This window comes from Gryllotalpicola reticulitermitis, assembly GCF_042651345.1.
In the GTDB taxonomy this organism is placed as follows: Bacteria; Actinomycetota; Actinomycetes; order Actinomycetales; family Microbacteriaceae; genus Gryllotalpicola; species Gryllotalpicola reticulitermitis.
Window position 1 is genome coordinate 47,854 of sequence record NZ_JBHSCN010000001.1, and the last position, 21,073, is coordinate 68,926.

Annotated in this window: 27 protein-coding genes; 14 read left to right on the forward strand and 13 right to left on the reverse strand. The window is 66.3% G+C overall.

Features of this window, described 5'->3' with window-relative positions:
• Positions 1 to 2: 2 nt before the first annotated feature.
• Positions 3 to 1,343: a hypothetical protein gene (locus tag ACFOYW_RS00260; protein ID WP_390226535.1), complete on the reverse strand. Its 1,341-nt coding sequence runs from the start codon at positions 1,341 to 1,343 to the stop codon at positions 3 to 5.
• 183 nt (positions 1,344 to 1,526) lie between these two features.
• Between ACFOYW_RS00260 and ACFOYW_RS00265 the strand changes: the two genes are divergently transcribed.
• Complete coding sequence (locus ACFOYW_RS00265) at positions 1,527 to 1,979, forward strand: alpha/beta fold hydrolase (protein WP_390226536.1); 453 nt, start codon at positions 1,527 to 1,529, stop codon at positions 1,977 to 1,979.
• 403 nt (positions 1,980 to 2,382) lie between these two features.
• Here the strand turns inward: ACFOYW_RS00265 and ACFOYW_RS00270 are convergent, their stop codons facing one another.
• The 5 genes from ACFOYW_RS00270 to ACFOYW_RS00290 all read right to left on the reverse strand — a co-directional run bounded on the left by ACFOYW_RS00270 (position 2,383) and on the right by ACFOYW_RS00290 (position 5,547).
• Positions 2,383 to 2,598, reverse strand: a complete 216-nt coding sequence (locus ACFOYW_RS00270; protein WP_390226537.1) for a hypothetical protein — start codon at positions 2,596 to 2,598, stop codon at positions 2,383 to 2,385.
• Between the two features lie 141 nt (positions 2,599 to 2,739).
• Positions 2,740 to 2,973: a hypothetical protein gene (locus ACFOYW_RS00275; protein WP_390226538.1), complete on the reverse strand. Its 234-nt coding sequence runs from the start codon at positions 2,971 to 2,973 to the stop codon at positions 2,740 to 2,742.
• A gap of 139 nt (positions 2,974 to 3,112) precedes the next feature.
• Positions 3,113 to 4,033 carry a hypothetical protein gene (locus tag ACFOYW_RS00280; RefSeq protein WP_390226539.1) on the reverse strand — a complete coding sequence of 307 codons (921 nt, stop codon included), beginning with the start codon at positions 4,031 to 4,033 and terminating at the stop codon, positions 3,113 to 3,115.
• Between the two features lie 123 nt (positions 4,034 to 4,156).
• Positions 4,157 to 5,188, reverse strand: coding sequence for a hypothetical protein (locus ACFOYW_RS00285; protein WP_390226540.1), 1,032 nt, complete (start codon positions 5,186 to 5,188; stop codon positions 4,157 to 4,159).
• Entirely contained in the window at positions 5,185 to 5,547 is a 363-nt protein-coding gene (locus ACFOYW_RS00290) for a PadR family transcriptional regulator (protein WP_390226541.1), read from the reverse strand. The genes ACFOYW_RS00285 and ACFOYW_RS00290 overlap by 4 nt, the downstream gene beginning before the upstream one ends.
• A gap of 267 nt (positions 5,548 to 5,814) precedes the next feature.
• Here ACFOYW_RS00290 and ACFOYW_RS00295 point away from each other — a divergent pair, with 267 nt between their 5' ends.
• Positions 5,815 to 6,297, forward strand: coding sequence for an RNA polymerase sigma factor (locus tag ACFOYW_RS00295; RefSeq protein WP_390226574.1), 483 nt, complete (start codon positions 5,815 to 5,817; stop codon positions 6,295 to 6,297).
• On the forward strand, positions 6,294 to 7,451 hold the full coding sequence (locus ACFOYW_RS00300) for a CU044_5270 family protein (protein WP_390226542.1): 1,158 nt from the start codon (positions 6,294 to 6,296) through the stop codon (positions 7,449 to 7,451). Before ACFOYW_RS00295 ends, ACFOYW_RS00300 begins: the two co-directional genes overlap by 4 nt.
• Positions 7,452 to 7,500: 49 nt before the next feature.
• On the opposite strand, the gene ACFOYW_RS00305 is transcribed toward ACFOYW_RS00300, so the two are convergent.
• A complete protein-coding gene (locus ACFOYW_RS00305; RefSeq protein WP_390226543.1) occupies positions 7,501 to 8,046 on the reverse strand; it encodes a PadR family transcriptional regulator in 546 nt (181 codons plus the stop codon).
• Between the two features lie 75 nt (positions 8,047 to 8,121).
• Positions 8,122 to 8,883, reverse strand: a complete 762-nt coding sequence (locus tag ACFOYW_RS00310; protein WP_390226545.1) for a class I SAM-dependent methyltransferase — start codon at positions 8,881 to 8,883, stop codon at positions 8,122 to 8,124.
• 138 nt (positions 8,884 to 9,021) lie between these two features.
• Here ACFOYW_RS00310 and ACFOYW_RS00315 point away from each other — a divergent pair, with 138 nt between their 5' ends.
• From ACFOYW_RS00315 to ACFOYW_RS00325, 3 genes are all read left to right on the forward strand, one after another.
• Positions 9,022 to 9,441 carry an NUDIX domain-containing protein gene (locus ACFOYW_RS00315; protein WP_390226546.1) on the forward strand — a complete coding sequence of 140 codons (420 nt, stop codon included), beginning with the start codon at positions 9,022 to 9,024 and terminating at the stop codon, positions 9,439 to 9,441.
• Between the two features lie 130 nt (positions 9,442 to 9,571).
• Positions 9,572 to 10,156: an RNA polymerase sigma factor gene (locus tag ACFOYW_RS00320; protein WP_390226547.1), complete on the forward strand. Its 585-nt coding sequence runs from the start codon at positions 9,572 to 9,574 to the stop codon at positions 10,154 to 10,156.
• The gene (locus tag ACFOYW_RS00325) at positions 10,153 to 10,929 is read left to right on the forward strand and encodes a peptidase M56 family protein (protein ID WP_390226548.1); all 777 of its coding nucleotides are present in this window, start codon (positions 10,153 to 10,155) and stop codon (positions 10,927 to 10,929) included. Before ACFOYW_RS00320 ends, ACFOYW_RS00325 begins: the two co-directional genes overlap by 4 nt.
• Before the next feature lie 66 nt (positions 10,930 to 10,995).
• On the opposite strand, the gene ACFOYW_RS00330 is transcribed toward ACFOYW_RS00325, so the two are convergent.
• Entirely contained in the window at positions 10,996 to 11,502 is a 507-nt protein-coding gene (locus ACFOYW_RS00330; protein ID WP_390226549.1) for a GNAT family N-acetyltransferase, read from the reverse strand.
• 280 nt (positions 11,503 to 11,782) lie between these two features.
• On the opposite strand from ACFOYW_RS00330, the gene ACFOYW_RS00335 reads away from it, so the two are divergent.
• The gene (locus ACFOYW_RS00335) at positions 11,783 to 12,721 is read left to right on the forward strand and encodes a hypothetical protein (RefSeq protein ID WP_390226550.1); all 939 of its coding nucleotides are present in this window, start codon (positions 11,783 to 11,785) and stop codon (positions 12,719 to 12,721) included.
• Here the strand turns inward: ACFOYW_RS00335 and ACFOYW_RS00340 are convergent.
• Both ACFOYW_RS00340 and ACFOYW_RS00345 read right to left on the reverse strand, forming a co-directional pair.
• Positions 12,693 to 13,013, reverse strand: a complete 321-nt coding sequence (locus ACFOYW_RS00340) for a hypothetical protein (RefSeq protein WP_390226551.1) — start codon at positions 13,011 to 13,013, stop codon at positions 12,693 to 12,695. The genes ACFOYW_RS00335 and ACFOYW_RS00340 overlap by 29 nt on opposite strands.
• 75 nt (positions 13,014 to 13,088) lie before the next feature.
• Positions 13,089 to 13,322 (reverse strand): hypothetical protein, encoded by a 234-nt coding sequence (locus tag ACFOYW_RS00345; protein ID WP_390226552.1) that lies wholly within the window; start codon positions 13,320 to 13,322, stop codon positions 13,089 to 13,091.
• 126 nt (positions 13,323 to 13,448) lie between these two features.
• Here ACFOYW_RS00345 and ACFOYW_RS00350 point away from each other — a divergent pair, with 126 nt between their 5' ends.
• Entirely contained in the window at positions 13,449 to 14,480 is a 1,032-nt protein-coding gene (locus ACFOYW_RS00350) for a hypothetical protein (RefSeq protein WP_390226553.1), read from the forward strand.
• A gap of 79 nt (positions 14,481 to 14,559) precedes the next feature.
• Here the strand turns inward: ACFOYW_RS00350 and ACFOYW_RS00355 are convergent, their stop codons facing one another.
• Positions 14,560 to 15,279 carry an AAA family ATPase gene (locus tag ACFOYW_RS00355; protein ID WP_390226575.1) on the reverse strand — a complete coding sequence of 240 codons (720 nt, stop codon included), beginning with the start codon at positions 15,277 to 15,279 and terminating at the stop codon, positions 14,560 to 14,562.
• A 107-nt stretch (positions 15,280 to 15,386) separates the two neighbouring features.
• Between ACFOYW_RS00355 and ACFOYW_RS00360 the strand changes: the two genes are divergently transcribed.
• The 4 genes from ACFOYW_RS00360 to ACFOYW_RS00375 all read left to right on the forward strand — a co-directional run bounded on the left by ACFOYW_RS00360 (position 15,387) and on the right by ACFOYW_RS00375 (position 17,718).
• Complete coding sequence (locus ACFOYW_RS00360) at positions 15,387 to 15,722, forward strand: HIT domain-containing protein (protein WP_390226554.1); 336 nt, start codon at positions 15,387 to 15,389, stop codon at positions 15,720 to 15,722.
• A 131-nt stretch (positions 15,723 to 15,853) separates the two neighbouring features.
• Entirely contained in the window at positions 15,854 to 16,519 is a 666-nt protein-coding gene (locus ACFOYW_RS00365) for a hypothetical protein (protein WP_390226555.1), read from the forward strand.
• 166 nt (positions 16,520 to 16,685) lie between these two features.
• On the forward strand, positions 16,686 to 17,465 hold the full coding sequence (locus tag ACFOYW_RS00370) for a hypothetical protein (protein ID WP_390226556.1): 780 nt from the start codon (positions 16,686 to 16,688) through the stop codon (positions 17,463 to 17,465).
• A 121-nt stretch (positions 17,466 to 17,586) separates the two neighbouring features.
• Complete coding sequence (locus ACFOYW_RS00375; protein ID WP_390226557.1) at positions 17,587 to 17,718, forward strand: hypothetical protein; 132 nt, start codon at positions 17,587 to 17,589, stop codon at positions 17,716 to 17,718.
• A gap of 108 nt (positions 17,719 to 17,826) precedes the next feature.
• On the opposite strand, the gene ACFOYW_RS00380 is transcribed toward ACFOYW_RS00375, so the two are convergent.
• Positions 17,827 to 18,687 (reverse strand): class I SAM-dependent methyltransferase, encoded by an 861-nt coding sequence (locus tag ACFOYW_RS00380; protein ID WP_390226558.1) that lies wholly within the window; start codon positions 18,685 to 18,687, stop codon positions 17,827 to 17,829.
• Between the two features lie 60 nt (positions 18,688 to 18,747).
• On the opposite strand from ACFOYW_RS00380, the gene ACFOYW_RS00385 reads away from it, so the two are divergent.
• Positions 18,748 to 19,494 carry a TetR/AcrR family transcriptional regulator C-terminal domain-containing protein gene (locus ACFOYW_RS00385; RefSeq protein WP_390226560.1) on the forward strand — a complete coding sequence of 249 codons (747 nt, stop codon included), beginning with the start codon at positions 18,748 to 18,750 and terminating at the stop codon, positions 19,492 to 19,494.
• Positions 19,495 to 19,695: 201 nt separating this feature from the next.
• The gene (locus ACFOYW_RS00390) at positions 19,696 to 20,805 is read left to right on the forward strand and encodes an ApeA N-terminal domain 1-containing protein (protein ID WP_390226561.1); all 1,110 of its coding nucleotides are present in this window, start codon (positions 19,696 to 19,698) and stop codon (positions 20,803 to 20,805) included.
• Positions 20,806 to 21,073: the final 268 nt, after the last annotated feature.

Consider the following 21,073-nt stretch of genomic DNA (forward strand, 5'->3'; position numbering starts at 1 on the left):
TCTCAGTCCGAGCTCGCGCCACTCGGCTTCGGAAGGTTGAGGCTCGCCGGTCCCACCGTCGCCTGCACCGGTACCTTGATCCGCTCGACCAGGTTCCCCGCCCTGTTCTTCGCTGTGATGTCGACGGTCAACTCGAACTCATCGAGATTCGTATCGTCGTCGGCGATCAGCGCCATGTTCTGGAAAGCATGAGACCGGCCGGCGTGTAGCTCGTCGAGGTGCAGGTGGACGACCGTATCCGTGATCCGCTGCTCGATGCGCCCGTCGTCCGGCTGAGGAATCCGTGGCATTCCGCTGACACCCGTTGGGTAGGAGCTGCGTTCGGTCCAGAGCCTGGTCGTCTTAAGCAGCGGCGGCTCGGGGATCTCTCCGAGCTTCGGCGCCCAAAGCCAAACGCCGAGCCCATGCGGTACGTGGACCGTGATCTGAATCGACTCGAGCGCAGTGTTCCCCGTATTCCGCAACCTCAGGTTCGTCGGCCCAGTCTGCAGCCGTTCCCTCGCCCACGCCGCAGTCGCAGCCGGTCCGAGATCGCTGCGCAGTCGTCCGACGTACTTCTCGATCTGTTCACGGAAGAGGGTGATCTCGCCCGAGGTTGTGTAGCGGAAGCGCCTGCCGTCCTTCGGGGCGGCCTCGTCGGAGCCGACAGCGTTGATCTGAGATTCGAGAAGTGCACGGTGCTCTTCGACGATCGGCTCGACGAACTCGGGGCGCCTGCTGACGCGGATGACCGGGGCAGCACTCGTCAGCCGGACCTCTGCGTCGATCGTCGGGAGGCCGCCGCCAGCGATAAGCCTGTCTTGCAGCATCTGGAAGTCCTCGGGTGTCGCCGGCTCCGTCTTACCTGGGCGGCGCACGAAGACTGTCCCCGCCGCCACCTGCCGAGTCTTGCCTGCGGATTCCACTTCATACGCGGTGAGGAGCGTGGCGATCCGGTCGCCGGCCATGGGTGATTCGACGGTGAACACCGCGACCGCCTTTCCGCCGGTCGATGTGGACGTCGAGTTCCAGCGCACCGAAACCGGGACGTACTTCCCGATCAAGTTCGAGAGATCCGCCGGGTCCGGCATGTCTACGCCGTGCACGGCTCCGGGCTCGGCGCCGACCACTACATATGCGACGCCCTCGAAGGTGGTCTTCGCTGTCTCCACATGCCGGTTCGCGAACGCGAGCATGGCGCGGGCTACGTGCGCGGCGCCAGCCTTCGAGCGCAGGTCGAGTATGCCTTTCCACTCGATGTACGTCGTTTCGTCTGGAATGCGTCCATCGACTACTGCGCGAACGAGCGATTCGATCTCAGTAGCTGACCGCGCTGCGCGTCTCACGTCGAAGTCCGTCCCCACAGGCGAATGCTCTCACGGGGCTATGACATGAGCGGCGGGCACTCGCCTGGCGACGTGATCTCCAGCGTCGTGCTCCGACCTCATATGTTGGCGCCCGACGCCGGCAACCGGAGCGTTCCAGGATCCGCCAGCGTGCAGCTTCGCCGTCAATGAGTCGGCGAGGGACCGTGCGAAGCTGACGGCATGCGCGAATTCTGGTCTGCTTCGGCTAACGCGTTCCTGAGGTTCGTGGACCTGCCGGGCGACGATGTCCCGATCCTGTTCGTTCATGGGCACGGTTGTGCCGGCAGCTTCGATTATCCCGAGGTTGCGGCCCAGCCCGGCCTGGCACAGCATCGTCGAATCCTGGTCGATCTGATCGGTGCTGGGTACAGCGACCGTCCGGCGGAGTTCGGCTACACCGTGGACGATCACGCGGGCGTGCTGCAGGAGTTGGTCGAGTGGCTCGATCTGGACGCGCTGATCATTTTCGGTCACAGCGCTGGTGGCGCTATCGCACTCGAACTCGCCCGGCGAGTCGGCCGGCGGCTCCGCGGGCTGGTACTGAGCGAGGCGAATCTGGACCCGAGCCCGCCGGATGCCGGTTCGTACCGTGTTGCGAGCCAAAGCGAAGAACAGTTCGTCGGCCGCGGCTAGCGCGACCTCATCGACGAGGCTCGGCACTCGGGCAATCAGCACTGGGCGGCCGCGCTGTCGCACTGGTCGCCTGCCGCGACCTGGCGACTTGCAAACTCTTTGAAGCAAGGGCAGCAGCCCAGCGGGCGAGAGGTGTTCTACCAGTTGACGGCGCCTCGGGCGTATCTCATCGGCGAGAACTCGCTCCCGGACCCGGACCAGATTGAGCTACCCCGACACGGGATCAAGATGCTGACCGTGCCCCACGCCGGTCACTCGATGGCATGGGAAAACCCGACAGGACTCGCCCAGACGCTCAGCGCGGCCATTGATGAGTGGATCGTGTCAGAGCAGGCGTAGGGATCCCGCGCCGGGCAGTTAAGTCCCTGTTGCTAGATCGCTCTACGCCAGGGGTGGGGCGGTTTCAGCTCCTCAACCAGTTCCGGAAGCCGCCCATGCGCTGGTGCGTCTGCCGCCACATCCGGCCAAGGATCAGAAGCGGGGCCACGAACACGAGAGCGGCCAGCACGATCAACGTATACCTGCCCGCGATCGCTGCGATCGCAGCCCCGGCGCAGCAGAGTCCGGACCACACCCAGAAGCCGTACACCTTCGCTGGCGGTCGGTGTCCTGACGGCATCGCGCGGCCCCCTCTGCCCGTTGCGCCCAGTACAGAAACACGGCATCAGGGACCTCGGGACTTTCCCGGCCAATGAGCTATCGGGCCACACGCGCGAAGGCCGATCCGCTTGCGCGCACGGCCATCCATTCGGTCGGGGTCCTACCAACGCTCGCCGATGGAGTGACGCAGGCGCACGACCTGAGCCTCGAGATGCTGATGGCACTCTTCATTCGTCGGCACATGCCCGATGTCGTGGCCGAGATCACGACGGTAGCGATCCATCATCGCCTCGTCACCGCCAGCCTCGGGGGCGAGAAACCAGCCCGCCAATCTGGCGAGAACACCAATCGTCAAGACGCGGTCTTGGTGCGTGTACTCGTCATCGGACCTCACGCGTAAGTGTTTCAGCCCCGGAGCGAGATTCGAAAGCGCACCGGCTTGCGTGCCTTGGACCTCTGATCAGGTTTCAGGGCTGGTTTGCGGTATTGGGGCGGTGACGTCAACCGAGTAAGTCGGAGGCAGGGTCACCGCGTCAGGCCGGATCTGGTGTTCCATGGGATCCGCGTTCCAGCCCGCGCGTGCGGCGAACGATGAGTACAACCGCAGAGGCTATGGCCCACGCCACGGCCATGATGACGAGGCGCTGCAGGATCCTCGAGGTCGGCGCCCATCCTGTCCAGCTGATCGCGTATGCCGCCAATGCGGCCGCAGCCCACGGGGCGAGGGAGAACACGATGGTCGCTGCCGCGGTGCGTCGGCCGGCGAGGTTGACGATCGCGGCCAGGATCAGGGCCGCGGTGATCACTGTCAGGACAGCAGCCGGGGCCTGCCAGAGGTAGCGGCCGAAGAAGTCGTACCACCACCACCGCCACTGAGTCTGGGGTATCGCGGTCCGATCCAGTTGGTGAGCGGTCAGGATGAAGCCCGATAGGGCGATGCCCCATCCGCCTGCGGTCGCCAGAGTGCTCCAGTGCCGGCGCGGTCGTCCGGCCGAGGCAACCAATGCGAGCGCGGCGAGCAGGACGAACGTCGGCCGGTCCGGGCTCGGGTAGCTGAACGTTGGCGATGGTGTTGGCGGCTGAAGGGCCACGATCACAACGGCCGCCCCTGCGGAGGCCAGCAGGGTGATGCGCGCCGCTGCGACCTGCCCGGCCCAGAGCAGCATAATCGCAGCGGTCCACAGGGTGGTGACGATGACTCCAGGGCTGTTGAACACGCCGAACGGCTGCGGCGCTAGACGGTGCGCGGCGGGCGCCCAGGGCATCCAGTCTTCGATGAGGAAGTAGAGCAGCGACCACGCTAGACCTGTCGCCAGAGCGAAGCGCGCCGCGCGCTCGCGGGCCGCAGCGGGCAGGACGGCGGCAATGCGGGCGCCGACGCCATTCGCGGCAAGGTCGAGGATCTCGCTGGGCCGCGGATGGTCTCGCCCTTCGCTGTCTGCGATGTCGAGCAAGGTTCCCANGGGCCCGGTGACCGATCCGCTTGCGTGCCCTGGACCTCTGATCAGGTTTCAGAGCTGGTTTGCGGTATTAGGACGGTGACGTCAACCGAGTAAGTCGGAGGCAGGGTCACCGCGTCAGGCCGGATCTGGTTTTCCATGGGATCCGCGTTCCAGTGCGCGCGTGCGGCTCACGATAAGTACAACCGCAGAGGCTATGGCCCACGCCACGGCCATGACGACGAGGCGCTGCAGGATCCTCGAGGTCGGCGCCCATCCCGTCCAGGTGATCGCGTACGCCGCCAACGCGGCCGCAGCCCACGGGGCGAGGGAGAACACGATGGTCGCTGCCGCGGTGCGTCGGCCGGCGAGGTTGACGCCCGCTGCCAGGATCAGGGTCGCGGTGATCACCATCAGGACAACAGCCGGAGCCTGCCAGAGGTAGCGGCCGAAGAAGTCGTACCACCACCACCGCCACTGAATCTGGGGAATCGCGGTCCGATCCAGTTGGTGAGCGATCAGGATGAAGCCCGATATGGCGATGCCCCATCCGCCTGCGGTCGCCAGAGTGCTCCAGTGCCGGCGCGGTCGTCCGGCCGAGGCAACCAATGCGAGGGCGGCGAGCAGGACGAACGTCGGCCGGTCCGGGCTCGGGTAGCTGAACGTTGGCAATGGTGTTGGCGACTGAAGGGCCACGATCACAATGCCCGCCCCTGCGGAGGCCAGCAGGGTGATGCGCGCCGCTGCGACCTGCCCGGCCCAGAGCAGCACAATCGCGGCTGTCCACAGGCCGGTAACGATGACTCCAGGGCTGTTGAACACGCCGAACGGCTGCGGCGCTAGACGGTGCGCGGCGGGCGCCCACGGCATCCAGTCTTCGATGAGGAAGTAGAGCAGCGACCACGCTAGACCTGTCGCCAGAGCGAAGCTCGCCGCGCGCTCGCGGGCCAACGCAGGCAGAACGGCGGCAATGCGGGCGCCGACGCCATTCGCGGCAAGGTCGAGGATCTCGCTGGGCCGCGGATGGTCTCGCCCTTCGCTGTCTGCGATGTCGAGCAAGGTTCCCAGGAGCGCTTCCTCGTTCTCGTTGCGCCATCGATCCGGGTACCACCGCAGCAGTCGTCGGTAGCGGGCCTCCAGTTGTCCGCCGGCCGTCATCAGGGTGCTCATGAAATCCACCCGAACTGAAGCTGTCCGGTCCCAGCCGGGCGCCAGCCGGCAATGCGCGCGCGTGCCGCTGCAGCATTTGCCTCCAGCCGGCGCGCTTCGCCCTCAAGCGCGTCGATTCCCTGCGCGGTGATCTCGAAGTACCGGCGGTTGCGGCCGTCCACGACTTCGTCCCCCGCGATCTGAACCAGGCGCTGCTCGACGAGCCGATCCAGCACTGCGTACAGAGTGCCCGCTTTCAACTTGACGCGGCCTGCTGAGAGGTCAGTGGCGTCGGCTATCAGCGCGTAACCATGCTTCCGCCCTCCAGCGAGGGAGGCGAGAACCAGCATCGTGGGTTCGCGCATTTCGGTCTGAGTCATTACGCCAGCATATGCAGATGAAATGATTATTCAAGCGACTTGACCTAAGTTCCGCAGCGTACGGTGATCGATCGGCTTGCGTTCTGGCCTGTCCGTGGAGCGGCGTTGCGTAAAGCGCGGGTTTTGAGACGATTCGTCGCGTGCTGACATCTGTTGTATGTGAGTGAGTTTCAAACCGTGCGGGGGTCAGCTGTGATGGATGCCGATGCGCGCACGGATGCCGAGCTGCTGGCTGCTGCGGGTGATGACACTCGAGTGTTCGGGACAATGTTCGACCGGTATTCCCGGGTGGTGTTCGCCGCGGCGTTCGTGATCGTGGAAGACCGGCACTCTGCGGAAGAAGTGATGTCGGACGCATTCATGGTGTTGTGGCGTAAGCGCGAATCGATCGTCCTCGCGAACACGGTCCTCCCGTGGCTGCTGGCGACCGCCCGTAACCTTGCGCGCAACCGGCGGCGCAGCACGCGTCGGGACGTCGAGTTGAACGAGGAGATCCTCGCCTCGCTCGTGCCATCGGCGGAGCATGTCGCGGCCGTGCACGATCTCAACCGCCAGCTCGCGGCCATCGTCGAAGGCCTCCAGCCGCTGGACCGGTCGATTGTCCAGCTGTGCCTGATCGACGGGCTCAGCTACGACGACGCGGCTGCGCGCCTCGGCATCAGCCATGGCACGGTCCGAAACCGGCTCTCTCGCAGCCGTAGCAGCATGCGACGGCTCTTGAACAACCTGACCGATCAGGAGGAATCATGACCCCCCACATCGACAGCCCCGTCTTGCCGGACGAGGCCGAGTTCGATCGGATGCGCGCGGAGATTCTCGCCCGCATTGACACCGAATCCCTTGAGGCGGGCGCCCATGTCCCATCTCGGAAGCGGCGACGTGCCCGCGTCCCGCGCCGACGCGTCGGCTGGCGGCGTGCCGGCTGGTCGGCGGGGGGAGCCGTGCTGATCTTGAGTGTGGCCGGGGTGCTGGTCGCGACGAACGTGATCGGGCTGCCGGGTTCACGCGTAGGTGCGAGCCCGGCGGCCGCGGCCGTGCTCAACTCAGCCGCGGACGTGGCAGTGCACGAGTCCGACCCGGTTGTCGCGCCCGGGCAGTACCTCAAGATCGAGACGACGGCCGTGAGCACGGAAGGGACGCCGTCGTACCAGACGCAGGAAACCGATGTGCAGTACATCCCCGCCGACCGGTCTAAGACCTGGATCTGGGTGCAAGGGGCCACCACTGTCTACAAGACCTTCGGCCCGGCATCCGCGGCGGCGGCGAAAGCGAAGACCGACCCCGACGCCGCAGCGTCCTGGATTCCGGGCGTCGGCGGCCGCTACTACGGCAGCCCGATTCCCGCCGATGACGCCGACATGGCGCCACTACCCGCCGACCCTACCCAGCTCCTGAACTACATCTACGATCACACCCGCGGGCAAGGCGACTCCCGCAACGGCGAGGCCTTCGTGTGGATCGCCGACCGCCTCACCTCAGGCACCGTGCCCGCCAGCATCCGCGCCACGATGTTCCGCACCGCCGCGATGATCCCTGGAGTCGTGGTCACCGACCAGACCGCCAACCTCGACGGCCGCACCGGCGTCGCGGTCGGCTACACGGACACCACCGACGACAACCGCCAGGACCTCATCGTCGACCCATCCACCGGCGCCTTCATCGGCGAGCGAGACGTCCGGGTAGCGGCTACGTCGAACCTCCCGGGTGGAAGCGTCTGGGAATCGACGGCCGTCACGACCTCGGTAGTCGACTCGGCACCCCACGCCACCGCTGACGGCGGGTTCAACAGCACCGGCTGCACCGCCAACTTCTGGACCGAGACCATCAACGGCACCGTCCTGAACACCGGAATCAACCCCGGCAGCAACGGCCAACCCGCGGCATACGAATGCCCGAACAACTGAGCCCCGCGGCCACGCTGCCGTCGGCCACCATCAGCATCGACCTGACCGCCTACGTGGAAGCCGCACTCGCCGCCGACACCCGCTGAACCTCGCCGCGCCGCCGTATCCCAGCCCACCCGAAGACTTCGGCTCCGATACGGCGACACGGCATGCGGAGCGGAAGAGGGTCCTTATGGGGACTGTCTGATTTCCGGTGTTTCTGGGGTGGCCTGACTGGAAGGAACAGGCCGTGATGGACACGACCGAGATGATCGATCCTGTGACCGGGGAGATCATCGATNTCGGCAATGCGCGCGCGTGCCGCTGCAGCATTCGCCTCCAGCCGGCGCGCTTCGACCTCAAGGGCGTCGATTCCCTGCGCGGTGATCTCGAAGTACCGGCGGTTGCGGCCGTCCACGACTTCGTCGCCCGCGATCCGGACCAGGCGCCGTTCGACGAGCCGATCCAGCACTGCGTACAGAGTGCCCGCTTTCAACTTGACGCGGCCCGCTGAGAGTTCAGTGGCATCGGCTATCAGCGCGTAACCGTGCTTCCGCCCTCCAGCGAGGGAGGCGAGAACCAGCATCGTGGGCTCGCGCATTTCAGTCTGCGTCATTACTCCAGCATATACAGATCGAATGATTATTCAAGTGACTTGACTTGAGTTCCGCAGCGCACGGTGATCGATCCTCTATCGGACGGTGGTGGGGTGGGGTTTGACGGCGGTGAGGCGTCTGGTTTTCATCCAGGGTCCTGACCACCACATCCGCCACCCTAACGAGACCGGGGACGCGACGTCCGCCCCGGCGTCACGGAGGACGGATGCGTATTCGGCGGTCCGGCGGATGTCGGTGACGAGGAGCGTCCCGCCGGGACGGAGCACTCGCCATGCCTCGGCGACTGCTTCCCTGCGGCCGGCCGCGGTGGGGATGTTATGGATGGCGAGGCTGGCCGTCACGAGCGCGAACACGTCCTCGCCGTAGGGCAGCCGGGTCATGTCGCCGGTGGCGACTGTGATCCGGTCGCGGACGCCGTTCAGGTCGGCGTTGCGCAGGAAAGCTTCCGGAGAGTTGCCGGACTGGTCGATGCTGCGCCACAGGTCGATGCCGTTCACGACGGTTCCGGGGTTCCTTCGGGCGACCTCGATCGCGACGGCGCCGTGTCCGCACCCGAGGTCCAACGCCAGTTCCCCGTCGCCCAAGGCCACGTCGTCCAGTAGTGTCGCCCAGGCGAGGAATTTCCCGCGGAGCGTGACGTACCAGTACAGGGCCGCCCCTGCCGCACATGTCGCGGCGATGAGGACGAAGAGCACGCCAAGCCACCACGGGTTGTCCCACCAGGCAAACGACCCCAGGGCGAGCAGGCCGTAGAGGATGGTGTAACCGACCCACATCCACGGCACCCATGCCGCGTCGATCCCATACGAACCCGCGGGCCTTCCCCGTACAGCCACGATTCCCCATCCGCATCGGCGACCTCCCAAGCCTGACAGGGTCACACGCTCCGGCGGAAGACGACAACGCACGGCCGATAGCTGATCTGCTTGCGAGCGCGCGTCTTTGCCGTTGGGGTCGGCCGATATCGTCGTCACGTGGGATCAGGCATTGCTCGAGATGAAGTTGCGGTCGCCGTGATCGTGCGCGATGGGAAGGTGTTCCTTGGGCATCGTCACCCCCGACGGCGTTGGTATCCGAACTGCTGGGACCTCATCGGCGGTCATATTGAGCAAGGCGATACCGCTGCCCAGGCCATCGTTCGCGAATGCCGTGAAGAGCTTTCGATCGTGATTCACGATGCACGCCCGATTGAGAATCCCGTTGAGCTTCCGACCGTAAACCTGCACACATTCCTCGTTTCATCTTGGGATGGCGACCTCATCAACTCGGCACCGGACGAGCATGACGCGCTCGCGTGGTTCACGCCTGACCAGGTGAGCGGCCTGCGGCTCGCCGACCACAGCTATTCGGTATGGCTTCCCGAGGTGATCGCTTCGGCATCGCAGCCCAGCTAGCAGCACGCAAGCAGATCGGCTTTCGCGCGCGAGTCCGCGGCACCTGAGAACCGCTTTCGGCTCGGGCGGTGTAAGGGCCCGGCTCTCGTGCTGCGTGTAACGCTTTGGGGTGTGCCGGACACTACTTGATGTGACGGAGTTCGCGGGCGAGGTTGAGGACTGGGCGGGTGCTCGTGCCGGGGATTCTGGCGCGTTCGCTGCGATCTACGACCGGCACCACGAGCGCGTGTATCGGCTGGCGCTACGGATGAGCGAGAACCGTCACGACGCGGAGGACATCACGGCGGCCGCGTTCCTTGAGCTGTGGCGGCGGCGCTCGGCGGTTCGGATCGTGGGCGGGTCGGTGTTGCCGTGGCTGCTCGTGACGGCCTCGAACGCAGCAAGAAACCAGGCGCGCAGCATCCGTCGGCACCACAAACTCATTGAGACGATCCCGCGGGATGCCGACGACGGCACCGCAGCGTTCGATGCTGTCGATGACGCGTCCGTGCGAGCCGTGTTCGTCCGGGAGCTGCGCGCGATGCCGGATCGGGACAGGGCGCTATTGGCGCTGACCGCGATCGAGGGGTATTCGGCTGCGGCCGCCGCGGCAGCGCTCGGCATCAGCACAGGGGCCGCGCGGGTGAGGCTGCACCGCATGCGCGAACGGCTCCGCGCAGCCTATGACGCGGTCTCGGAGCCGGCCGTATCCGCTGGGCAGGGAGGCGCGAAGTGATCGAGAACATGGACCCAACGTTCTCCGAGGGCCTGCGACGGGTCCTCGTCCGTCAGGTGGAGACGGCGCCGCGCCGTCGCCGTCGTTCGGGGTGGCGCTGGGGCATCGGCGGATTGGTGGTCGCTGGTCTGCTGGGGAGCGGGGCGGCATTCGCCTCGCAGCTGTGGGTCCAGCCCGGTGCAGACGCTCACACCGCGCTCGCCTCACCGGTAACCGCAACGGAGACGGGGACTGCGACCATCCGGCTCGGGGCCCGCCCGAAGGGCGCCAACGAGGTGGCGATGGAGTTCTCCCCGCTGGACGCGGGCTCCTACTTCTTGGGCGTCGGCGGCGCAGCGCTCATCGTCGACCCAGCCCAAGACCCTGCATCCGACATCAACTCGGCGACGCCGTACTACCTGCAGCCGTTCCAGCTGAACGCGGGACAGACATCGATCACGATCACCACCTCCCCGTCGACGCTGCACTGGAAAGCCACGTTCACCTGGGTCAGCGCCCGCACCACTCCATGGGCCGTGAACGCGGCCGGGGAGACCTACGGCGAGCAGAACGCGAAAGGCTCTCCCGACCTCATCGCCGTCACCGCAACCAACGGCAAGACCGGATACGTCTACAGCAAACAACTCGACGACGTCGACGGCACCACCGCCGCCGGCACCTTCACAAACCCCCAACAAGCACTCCAATGGCAGAAGACGCACCACGGGGGCGATATCCCCGTCTTCACATCCAACGGGAAAACCAAGATCGGGGTCTTCCACGTCGGCCAATAGACGCAGCCACGCATAAGGATCGTTCAGCGCGCACGAGCGACGGTGGCGCCGTAAGCCGCCCGAGGGCTAGTGCTTTGTTGCCGCCGGAGTGCGGGTCATGCGGATCTCGCGCACACCGTCCTCAACTTTGAACGTCCCGTCCGGTTGAAACCCGTGCTTACGGTAGAAGGTTCGCGCACGCGGATTCGGGTCTGCGACGTACAAGGCCGCCGGCCTGTCGAAGTCGATCACGGCAGCGAGCAGAGCCGATCCTGCACCCTGCTCGTGGATTGACTCGTAGGTGTAGAGAGCCCACAGGTACTGGTCCCACGCGGGATCGCCATCGAACGGCGCGGCCAGTGCGACGCCCACGATCTCGCCGTCGAGGACTGCGGCGGCGACTCGACCGTTGGCGCTGATTCGCTTGCTGGTAAGGACGTTCGTCCAGAACTGCTCGCGACGCTCAATGAAGGTGGGGTCGTCGAGGATCTCGTCGGAGAACTGGCCGCGATATGTCTCTCGCCACGACTCGACGTGGACGCGGGCGAGTCCCGGAACATCCGCAAGCTCAGCCGGACGAACGGAGATTGTCATTGCCACACGATAGCCGGGCCCTGGGGCGCTCCGGTGGCGTCCGATAGCCGATGCGGTCCGGCGGGTGCGGACGAGGCTGGAAGGGCAACTCGTAGGCTGCATGGGTGGGCGAGAGGGTGTTGGCGTCGCTGATCGTTGCGGCGACGCTCGCGTCGCTCTGGTGGACGCGTCGCGGTCGCGCCGATGTGCGGTGCGGGCGTGGCTGGCTACGGCATCCGGGCACCTGGCTTGCCGCGGTCGTGGCGGTGATGCTCGTCAACAGTTTCTGGTCACGGCGTTTGTGGACCAGGCCTGGCAGGGGAGCCCGGAGCGCATCGCCCGGTACCTGCCGCCGGGGTGGTTCGACCTCGCTGATATCGGCCCGCTGCGCAGCTGGCTGCCGGCGTGGCCGTGGAGCGTGCTGCATGTGCAGGCGGCGCTCGAGCTGCCGTTCGTGATGCTCGCCTACCTGCTCGTGTGCCGCTGGTTCGGGCCGGCCGTCTTCCGCCGCGCCATCGCCGCCAGATGGCACGTCTCGGCGTCGTACACCCTGACGTTCTGCCTGGTGGAGTGGGAGCTGCGCAACCCGGACACGTGCATCGACATCGTGATCCGCATCGTGTCCGGCATTCTCACCCCACTGCTGCTGCCGCTGCTGTCCGAAGGGCGAGCAGGGGCGCCCCGGCTGGTCCCGTTCGTCGTGTCCGCCGCGGCGCTCGGCGCAGTGGTGCTGGCGGTCTACGACACGGCCACCCTCTACAACCTCGCCCATGCCCTCTCCTGGCTGCCGCTGGTTGCAGCTGCCGCAGTAGTCCTTGCGGCGGCGCGGTGGTTCGCGCGCCGACCAGCTGTGCACGGCCCGGCGATGGCATCCGTCTCCCGCTCGCTGGGATGGCTCCTGCTGCTGTTCTTCGCCCCGGCGCTGCCCGTGCGGTACGGATTCAACTTCGGCACCGAACGGGCATCGCTCATCGCCGGGGCGGCGATCATGCTGACGGCGCTCCGGTACGGCTGGGACCACCGGCTCGGCGGCACGCTCGCGCTCGCGATCGCGGCGGGCGCTCTCGGCGCGGGTGCCGGCTACGCGGCCGCGCGCGGCTATCCCGAGGCGAAGCTGCTCGCGGCGGCCACCGGATTCGTACATGCGCCGCACTCGACCGCTGGCGCGCCCCACCCGCGAGCACATCACGCCGATGACCGCTCAGCGATGGTCAACCGTACGAGTGAAATGATGCGATGACGCAGAAGTCTTTGCCGAGTTCGGCGGCAAGTCTGGCCTGGAGGCTCGCGCCCGCCAGGAGCCAGACGCGTCGATTCAAGTCGTCGTCCCAGCCGGCCGTCGCTGGTAACGGCGGATCGGGGTCGAGATGGGAATCCCAGAAGTCCCACCAAGCCCGAAGGTCAGCGGCGAGTTCGGCCGATAAACCGAGCTCGCTCGGACTTAGAGTGAGTTCGTCGAGGAGGGCCGATCCCCAGAGAGGCCAACGATGTCCCCAATCCGGGAAGAATCGGATCTCGCGACTTGCGGGCATACGCAGAATCTAGGGCACGCTCCGGCTCGTAAGCCGATCCGCTTGCGCGCACGGCCCATCCATTCGGTTGGGGTTCTACCAACGCTCGCCGATGGAGTGACGCAGGCGCACGACCTGAGCCTCGAGATGCTGATGGCACTCTTGATTCGTCGGCACATGCCCGATGTCGTGGCCGAGATCGCGGCGGTAGCGATCCATCATCGCCTCGTCACCGCCAGCCTCGGGGGCGAGAAACCAGCCCGCCAATCTGGCGAGAACACCAATCGTCAGCGCGCGGTCTTGGTGCGCGTACTCGTCATCGGACCTCACGCGTAGATGTTTCAGCCCCGGGGCGAGGTCCGCAAGCGGACCGGTATCTGCGACACTGCTCGGATAGGGAAGGTGCCAATGTCCGGTCTTCTTGTCGGTCCGCGAGGCCGGACCTTGTGCCTGACGTTGGCCAGAGGCCTCGACGACGCGGTCGACGCTGCGGCGTGGGCGGTGGAACGGGCGATCGACGCGGACTTCGCACGGTTGGAGGACCTTGCCGTACCGGCTCGGGAGGTTGAGCGTCTCGTGAGTGCGCTTGAGCGGGTCGATGCTCGCCCCATCGCGCAGCTGAGGGATCCGCTGCTGCTGTTCCCCGCGCTGGGGGCGGCGGTCGACTCGGCGATGCCGTGGCAGCCCCCGTTCGTCACCGACGCGATCCTGGACCTCCCCGCCGTGCAGGACGCTTTGACCAGTATCGCCGCGGCCGCGCTGGCCTCCGAAGCTGCGGCGTGGTGGACGACCGGATGTGATCTTTCGTCCCAGTGGGCCGCCCGGCCGATCCGCGACGGGAAGCCGGCTCTGTTGTCGAGTGGCACCGCGAGCAACGAGATCCTCGCTTCCTGGAGTGACTATTTCGCCGCAGAAGAGAACCGCTTCAGCCAGCGGCGCATGAGAAACGTGAGTGGAACATGGTGGTCCACCCCACACGCCCATGGCGGCGTGCAGGGGCAATGGGCGAAGTTGCCGTCGACCACGCGACGTCTCGGCGGCCTCGGCGCGGTCGCGCTCGCTCTCCAGGAAGACAGCTGGGGCGACACCGAGGCGCTGCTGAACCCTGTGCTTCCAGCACCAGGGGTCCGCGTGTACGAGGTGCACGGGCCGGAAGACCTTTCCCGCCTCGTCCAGAAGTACCCGGCGCCAGCTCGCTGGTCCCGGCAGTACGTCTGGCGACAATCGACCGGGATGGAGCTCGACTGGGCGGTGCCCGATTACGCAGCAGCCGCCGAGGACTTCGACGCGATCCACCTCTCGGTGATCGGCTACCTGAGCACCGCGGGCAGCGCTGTCCCGTTTCCCCACGGCGGCGGAACGGTTCTAGCCGGGTGGGCGCCCGACGAGACCTATTGGCTCACCGACCACATCGAGATCCACGGCCCCGCCGAGCACTGGTACCGACAAGATGGGGACGAGATGCATCAGTGGCGCCAACGAACCTAGACAGCAATCACCGTCACGCACGCCCGCGCGCCCCGACGACGACCAACGCATTGCGCGCTGACCGATCCGCTTGCGGCCCTCATCTCAGGTGGTGGAGGTACCGTTCGGGGTCGTCGAGGAAGAGTTTCCAGTTGCGCACGAGGTTGAGGTCTTCCCATGCGGAGGCGCGGATACCCCACTCGCCGACTTCGAGAATGTCCGCGCCGTCGAGGCGGGCGAGGATCGGCGAATGCGTCGAAAGGATCACCTGCGATCCGCCCTCCGCGAGCAGGGTCTGCAACGCTCCCACCAGCGCGAGGCAGCCGCTGAACGACAAGGCGGACTCGGGCTCGTCCAATACCCACAGGCCGCGGCCGCGAAAGCGGTCGACGATGACTTCCAGGAATGACTCGCCGTGTGACATCTCGTGGAACCTGGGTTCCGGGCGCGTCCCCGGGTTCTGCTCCAGATAGGTGAAGAACCCATGCATCGTCTCGGCGCGCAGGAAGAATCCGCGGCGGGAGCCGCCCGGAGCGCGGGCCAGAGACAGGTGCTGCCACAACTCAGACTCCGACGTGCGCGTGTGAAGCCTCGCGCCAGTCGATCCGCCCTCAGCGGACAGCCCGAACGCCACGGCGATGGCCTCGACGATTGTGGACTTCCCTGTCCCGTTCTCGCCTACGAAGACCGTCGCGGGGCCAAGCTCTAGGCCATCGTCGAGGATCTGCCGAACCGGCGGAAGCGTTGCCGGCCATACGTGACGCGGCAACGGGTCCGCGGGATGCTCCGCGACCCGACGAATCGCCAAGCCCTCACCGATCACACGTCAGATTCTATGAACGTGGGGCGACGTGAGCCGGGCTGCCGTTGACGTCCGCAACAGGATGCTCTTGCGGGGCTGCGATCTTCATGCGCGAGGCTGAATGAGTGACTAAGGACGACGGTTGCGCGCTCTGCGGCGCGATCAGCGGCGAGCTCGTGGACAGTGCCGAGGTGGCTGTTCTTCAACCGCTTGTGACGAGGGCGCCGGTGCACCTTCTTGTGGTGCCGGTACGCCAGTTCGGCTCTGTGACGGATATGCTCGCGACTGCTCCCGAGTTGATGCAGGCTCTCGCTGCTGAGGCACTGCGTCGTATTCGGGCCCTCCGACTAGATGAGAGCGGGTTTCGCCTCGTGATGAACTCGGGCCCGGACACCGATCAAACCATCGGGCACCCACATCTCCACGTGATCGGCGGAATGCATCTGACGCCGCATCCATAAGCCGCAGGCATGCCCGTGAACGATCGGCTTTCGTGTGTATGCGGTGGCCTGGTCTGTGATGCGGGGTGCAGACTCTGGTCATGCGCTTCGCGGGTTTCACGCCGGATGACGCCGCGGATCCGATCGTCGGCGTGCGCGAGCAGGTGCGCGAACTCGGGATCGACGTTGCGGGGTTCGTTCCGCAGCGGCACCTGGAGCATCTTGGCATTGTCGGGCTGACCATGGAGCAATCCGGCAGCCGGGGCCAGGAGCAGACGGCGCGGCGTGCATCGATCGCCTCGGGCTACACGTTGTGGCGCAACCCGGACGACCGCAGCGATCCGGTGAATCTCCGCGCGGTCGATGAGGAGACCCGGCGCAGGTGGCAGCTGGCCGAGGCGCTGCCTCACCCTCCGTGGAGGAAACGGATGATCGAGCGGCTGCGGTATCCGATGCTGGTCGACGCGGTGCGCACGAACTGGACCGCTCCGGGTGCCGAGCAGGTTGAGCTGGCCGAGGAGCTGGCGCGGCATGTGAACCATCTACTCAACAACCAGTATCGCGACAGCGATGTGCCGCGCCCCCGTGCCGAGGGCGGTCATCGGGCAGATGTCGTGAGTCGAGATGACGCCGAGCACGGGCATCCGGTCGAGATCGACGGGGTCACGTGCGACGGCATCCTGCTGGACGGCAACCCCCACGTCACCGGCCTCGGCGCTCGACTCGACGAGCAGCGCACCCTGACCGCAGTGGTAGACCGGGAGCACCTGGCGCTGCTGCGGCTCGCGTTCCTCAGCCAGGCTCCCGTCTCACCCTGATCTTGCCCAGGCCGGCATCACCACGCCGGGCACGTCAGCCGGTTCCGCTGCGTATGCGGCGGCGGCGTGGCTGTCGTAGCGTGCGGTGGTGGCCCATGTTGCACCGGCAGTTCCCCGCTTGAGCTTCCCACGCCTGGCGCGGGCGGAATGGATCAAACTTCGCAGCGTGCGTGCGCTGATGTGGTCGCTCTACGGCATCGTGTTCGTCGTGGTCGGGACGACTGTCGTCTCGGTGGTATCGGGTAGGACTCCGTCGGTCGGTACCCGTGTCGGTGATGTCCTAGGGTCGCAGAACATCACGGTCGGGACTGCGACGGTCGGTGTTTCGCTTGCGGCATTCGCCGCCGTGATCCTCGGCGTGCTCACGATGACCAGCGAGTACGGCACATCGCGTCCCATCCTCGCCACGTTCGCCGCAGCTCCGCAGCGCGGTCGGGTGCTTGCCGCCAAGATCACCGCGCTGGCTAGCGCCGTCGCGATCTCCTCGACGGCCGCGTTGACGGTCACAGACGTCCTCAGTGCTGCGCTTGTGCACGCACACGGGTGGCAGTTTCGTGCCGCGGATCCGGCGGTCCTTCTCCCGCTGGCCTTGAGCGCACTGTCGCTCGTCGTCATGTCCGTCGTCGGCTTCGCGTTCGGCGCAGCGTTGCGGGCGACGGCCGGGGCGCTCTCCGCCGCTGTGATCACCTGCTGGGGTCTCGGCCCGATTGCCGCCATCGCGGCGTCAGCGCTGAACACACCCGGCGTCGCGAACATCGATCTGTTCACCCCGGAGACCGCCGCGCAGTTCTTCTACGGGTTCACCCTCGACTGGTCGGCACGCACCGAAGCCGCCGCAGGCGGCACGTTCTCGCTGACGCTCCCCGCGGAGGCCGTCGTCGTCGGCGGCTGGGTCGCGCTCGCAGCCGGCATCTCGTATCTATGCGTTCGGCTGCGCGACGCGTGATCCAGCACGGAACACAGCACCCGATAGCGAAGCCCGCAGCACTGGCCTGTGAGCCGATCTATTGCCGGATCGGTACCGGATCGAGAAGGTGCGGGCCGGGCGGGCGCGTCAGTATTGATCTGTGAGGGTGTGGCACGGTCTGGCGCGGGTGGGGCTGCTGTTTGCGTGGCTGGGCATCGCGGTCGCAGCACCTGCGGCACTGCTTGCCCTCGTCACCGGTATCGTGCTGGTGCTGGTCCACGCCGCGGCGTAACGTCTGCTGAGGAGGCAAAGGAACCTCGCCCACCCGCGCCCGCGATGACGCCCGGTCCCGACCCAGCGACGCGGCCGTGCTCGAGGAGAGACACTCCCCGCTGATCGCTCATCCGGCTGGGGTGGGTGCGGCGGGGCCATGGGGTGCGGTGTCTTTGCCGGGCAGTTGTGCTGTGATCGCCATGGGGAGGGCCCCGGGCAGCGTGCGGGAGAGCGTGGGGTGGATGTGGCGCCAGAACAGGCCGCGCCCGGCGATCGCGGGCATTGTGTTCCATTCGCGGATGCCCACGCGGCGAAGCATCCGATCAAGCGCTCGACGGCTGGTGCCCCACGGCTGTGCGGGCAGTCGGTACCCGGAGGAAGCGCGATGGCCTCGTGTGGTCGTCGCCGCCCAGGAGGGAATGGTGTCGAACAGCAGCCGTGCACCCGGGTGGACCTGCGCCAGGGTCCCCAGAAGACTTTCGACCTCGCTCGCGGGGAAGTACATCAGCAGCCCCTGGACGATGATCAAGACCGGAACTCCATGCGGAATGTGCTCCATCCAGGGCGCATCCCACGCGGATCCGGGTATGAGGAGGTTTCGCGGGTCGGAGGGAAGGAGGCACTCCCGTGCGTGGATCATGTCCGCCAGATCGACGCTGACCCAACGGCCGGCTCGGCGGCCGGCGCGCCAGAACTGGGTCTCCAAGCCCTCGCCGAGCGAGACCACGCTTGCTCCCGGATGCGCATCGAGGAACGCTGTCACCTCAGCATCGAACTGCCGGGCGCGTAGGGCATGGGCCTGATCCGGAGCGCCGAACCGGGCCCTGAGCGCATGCGTCTCGCTCTGCACCAGCGCGACCGCCAGCGGATCGCGGATCACACCGTCCGGCCGGGCGGCCTCCGCGGCTCGGTTGTAGAGGGTGATCAAGGCCGTCTCCGGCACGCCGCTCAAATCCAACATCGGGCGCAGCGGCTCCTCGCTTGTCATGCTGAGTCTTCCATCATACTTACGATGTAAGTTATCACTCTCAGGCGCAAGGTGAGGGCAGTGGCGAGACGATCCCCCGGGACGAAGGCGGGCCTGACCCGCGACCTCATCCTCCGAACGGCGCTCGCGATCGCCGACACCGACGGCCTGCGGCGGCTCACGATACGCAGGCTGGCGGATCGACTCGGGGTCGAGCCGATGAGCGTGTACGGTCATCTGCCGAACAAGCAGGCGCTGCTCGACGGCCTCGTCGAGGCCGCTCTTCCGCGCGCTGAAGAGCTTGCGCTTGCTCCGGACGCCGCGTGGGAGGCCGCGATGCGCGGCTACGCGATCGCGCTTCGGCGCGCCGTGCAGGCCCACCCGGGCGTGCACAGCCTGCTGCTGACGACCCAGGGCGAGACGGCGACGAGCCTCGAGGCCGTTGAGACCGCCCTTCGCGCCCTCACGCGAGAGGGATTCCCCGTCTCGCTGGCCGCCGCCCTTCTGCACACCGTGATGGTGTTCGTCATCGCCCACACCGTGAACGCCGCCGCCGAAGCCGCCCAAGCCCACAGCGTGCGCATCACTCCCACCGAGCACCCACTCGTCACCCAGCTCCTCACCGCCAGTGACCCCACGGACCCGTTCACAACCGGGCTCGACGCGATCCTCCTCGGCTTCGGCGTTCTACGGTTGGGCTCGCAACGAAAAGCGGTGGAATCCTCGCAACGCCCTTCGACACCACGACGCACGATCACCGATCGGCTTACGGTTGCTTGGCGTCAGGTACCGTGCGCCAAGCAGAATGGAGCGTGGCGAACACACTAGCAGTTGGGACCTCGCGTACAGGTCATCTCGTGGATGGCAAAGAGGACACACCTGAGGTCCAGGTCACACTGGAGCGAACCGACCGCGGCATCTTCGTGTCAGTCCCTTGGACACAGGGTGCTTCGTCAATCTACGGGCGCTGGTTTCTACGCGGCGTCGCTTACGCAGACGACCCCCGACAAGACGAAGTACTCCTACGACGTGCCAAGCAAGCTCTTGTTCTACGACGATCTCGGCACCGTACTCCTCTTGGGGCGCCGTTTCGCTGGTGTGAGCAGCAATCTCTTATTTGGAACCGGCCGCGTCGAGGCGGATCGGGCCGTGCTGGGCGTCGCGCAGATGTTCAATTACCCAGGCGTGCACGGGCTGCGTTCAACGGTGTCTGGGTTGCGCGACTGGCTCGGCGTCAGCGCGGTCGCTCCGCTCTCAAACTCGGCGAGTACGCAATCGGTGGAGATCGGCTTTAAGGTCGTGAGGGTAGAACCGCTTCGGGTGCCTTCCAACCCTGCGATCACCTTCGCGGTCGAGGGCTCGGCACAGACGTCGTCGGTGGGCGCAACGCTCACGACGGCGCTCTACATCGAAGATCGGACCGACACCCCGCGTCGGATCTCCGACCATCTTGAGCGCCACGCGGCGGTTCGAGACTTGATTGCTCTATCGCGATGGCGTCCGGAGAGCATAGAAGCGGCGGCGGTCTGCCACGACAACGAGCAGGCCTCTCTACCAGACGGGTCGAAACTGGACCGCTGGCTCGACGTAGCAAACGGACGCCCATTCGCAGCGGTTGATGAGTCGCTCGCCCGGCACTTGATTCAGTTTTCCGACATCGGTCTCACGGGCATCGCAAGGTGGATCGCCCTACGGCAAGAGTTCGCGCGTGCGATCGATCCCGCGGTCTCAGGTATCTACATGCAAGAAGTCACGCCCGAGGCCCGACTCGTCCAGACCGCCGTCGGGATAGAGGCGCTCGGTTATCTCATCCTCATCAAGGACGACAGTGTCCCCGCGGCAAAGGCGAGAGCGAGTTCCTTCGAGGCCCGGCTGGAACGCGTAGCTAAGGACGTGCCGTTCACGTTGCTTGGGTATCTCAATGCGGCATGGTTCAAGGCTGTCGCGGACGCCTACAACGCTACCAAGCATGCCAACCGGACCTTGCCGAGTGGTCTACACCTCATGAATGCATGGCGCGAGAGCACGCTGCTCTTCAGGGTTTGGGCCGCGCTACGCTTGGGTGTTCCAGCTAGCGCGCTCGAATCCAGAATCAGGCAGGATTGGCAGTTCTACGCGTTCTCGCAGCGCGTGGATTGAGACGGGGCGCTACTTCGTGCACGCAAGCCGATCCGCTTGCGGGCGCCGGCGCGGCCCTAGGAAGCTGCTGGAAGGTCTAGATATTTAGGCTTGCTGTCGCGGTCAAAATCGCACCGTTGATTGGACCTGGTGGCGCCCGCGGGGGAACTGAGGGGGCCTGCGCGTGATAATTGGACTATGTCATCGACGCCCGGGGTCAGCGATGCTGAGCGATACGAGCACCTTCATGCGACGATCGTCGATGCGACAAGGTACGCGATGAGGGGGA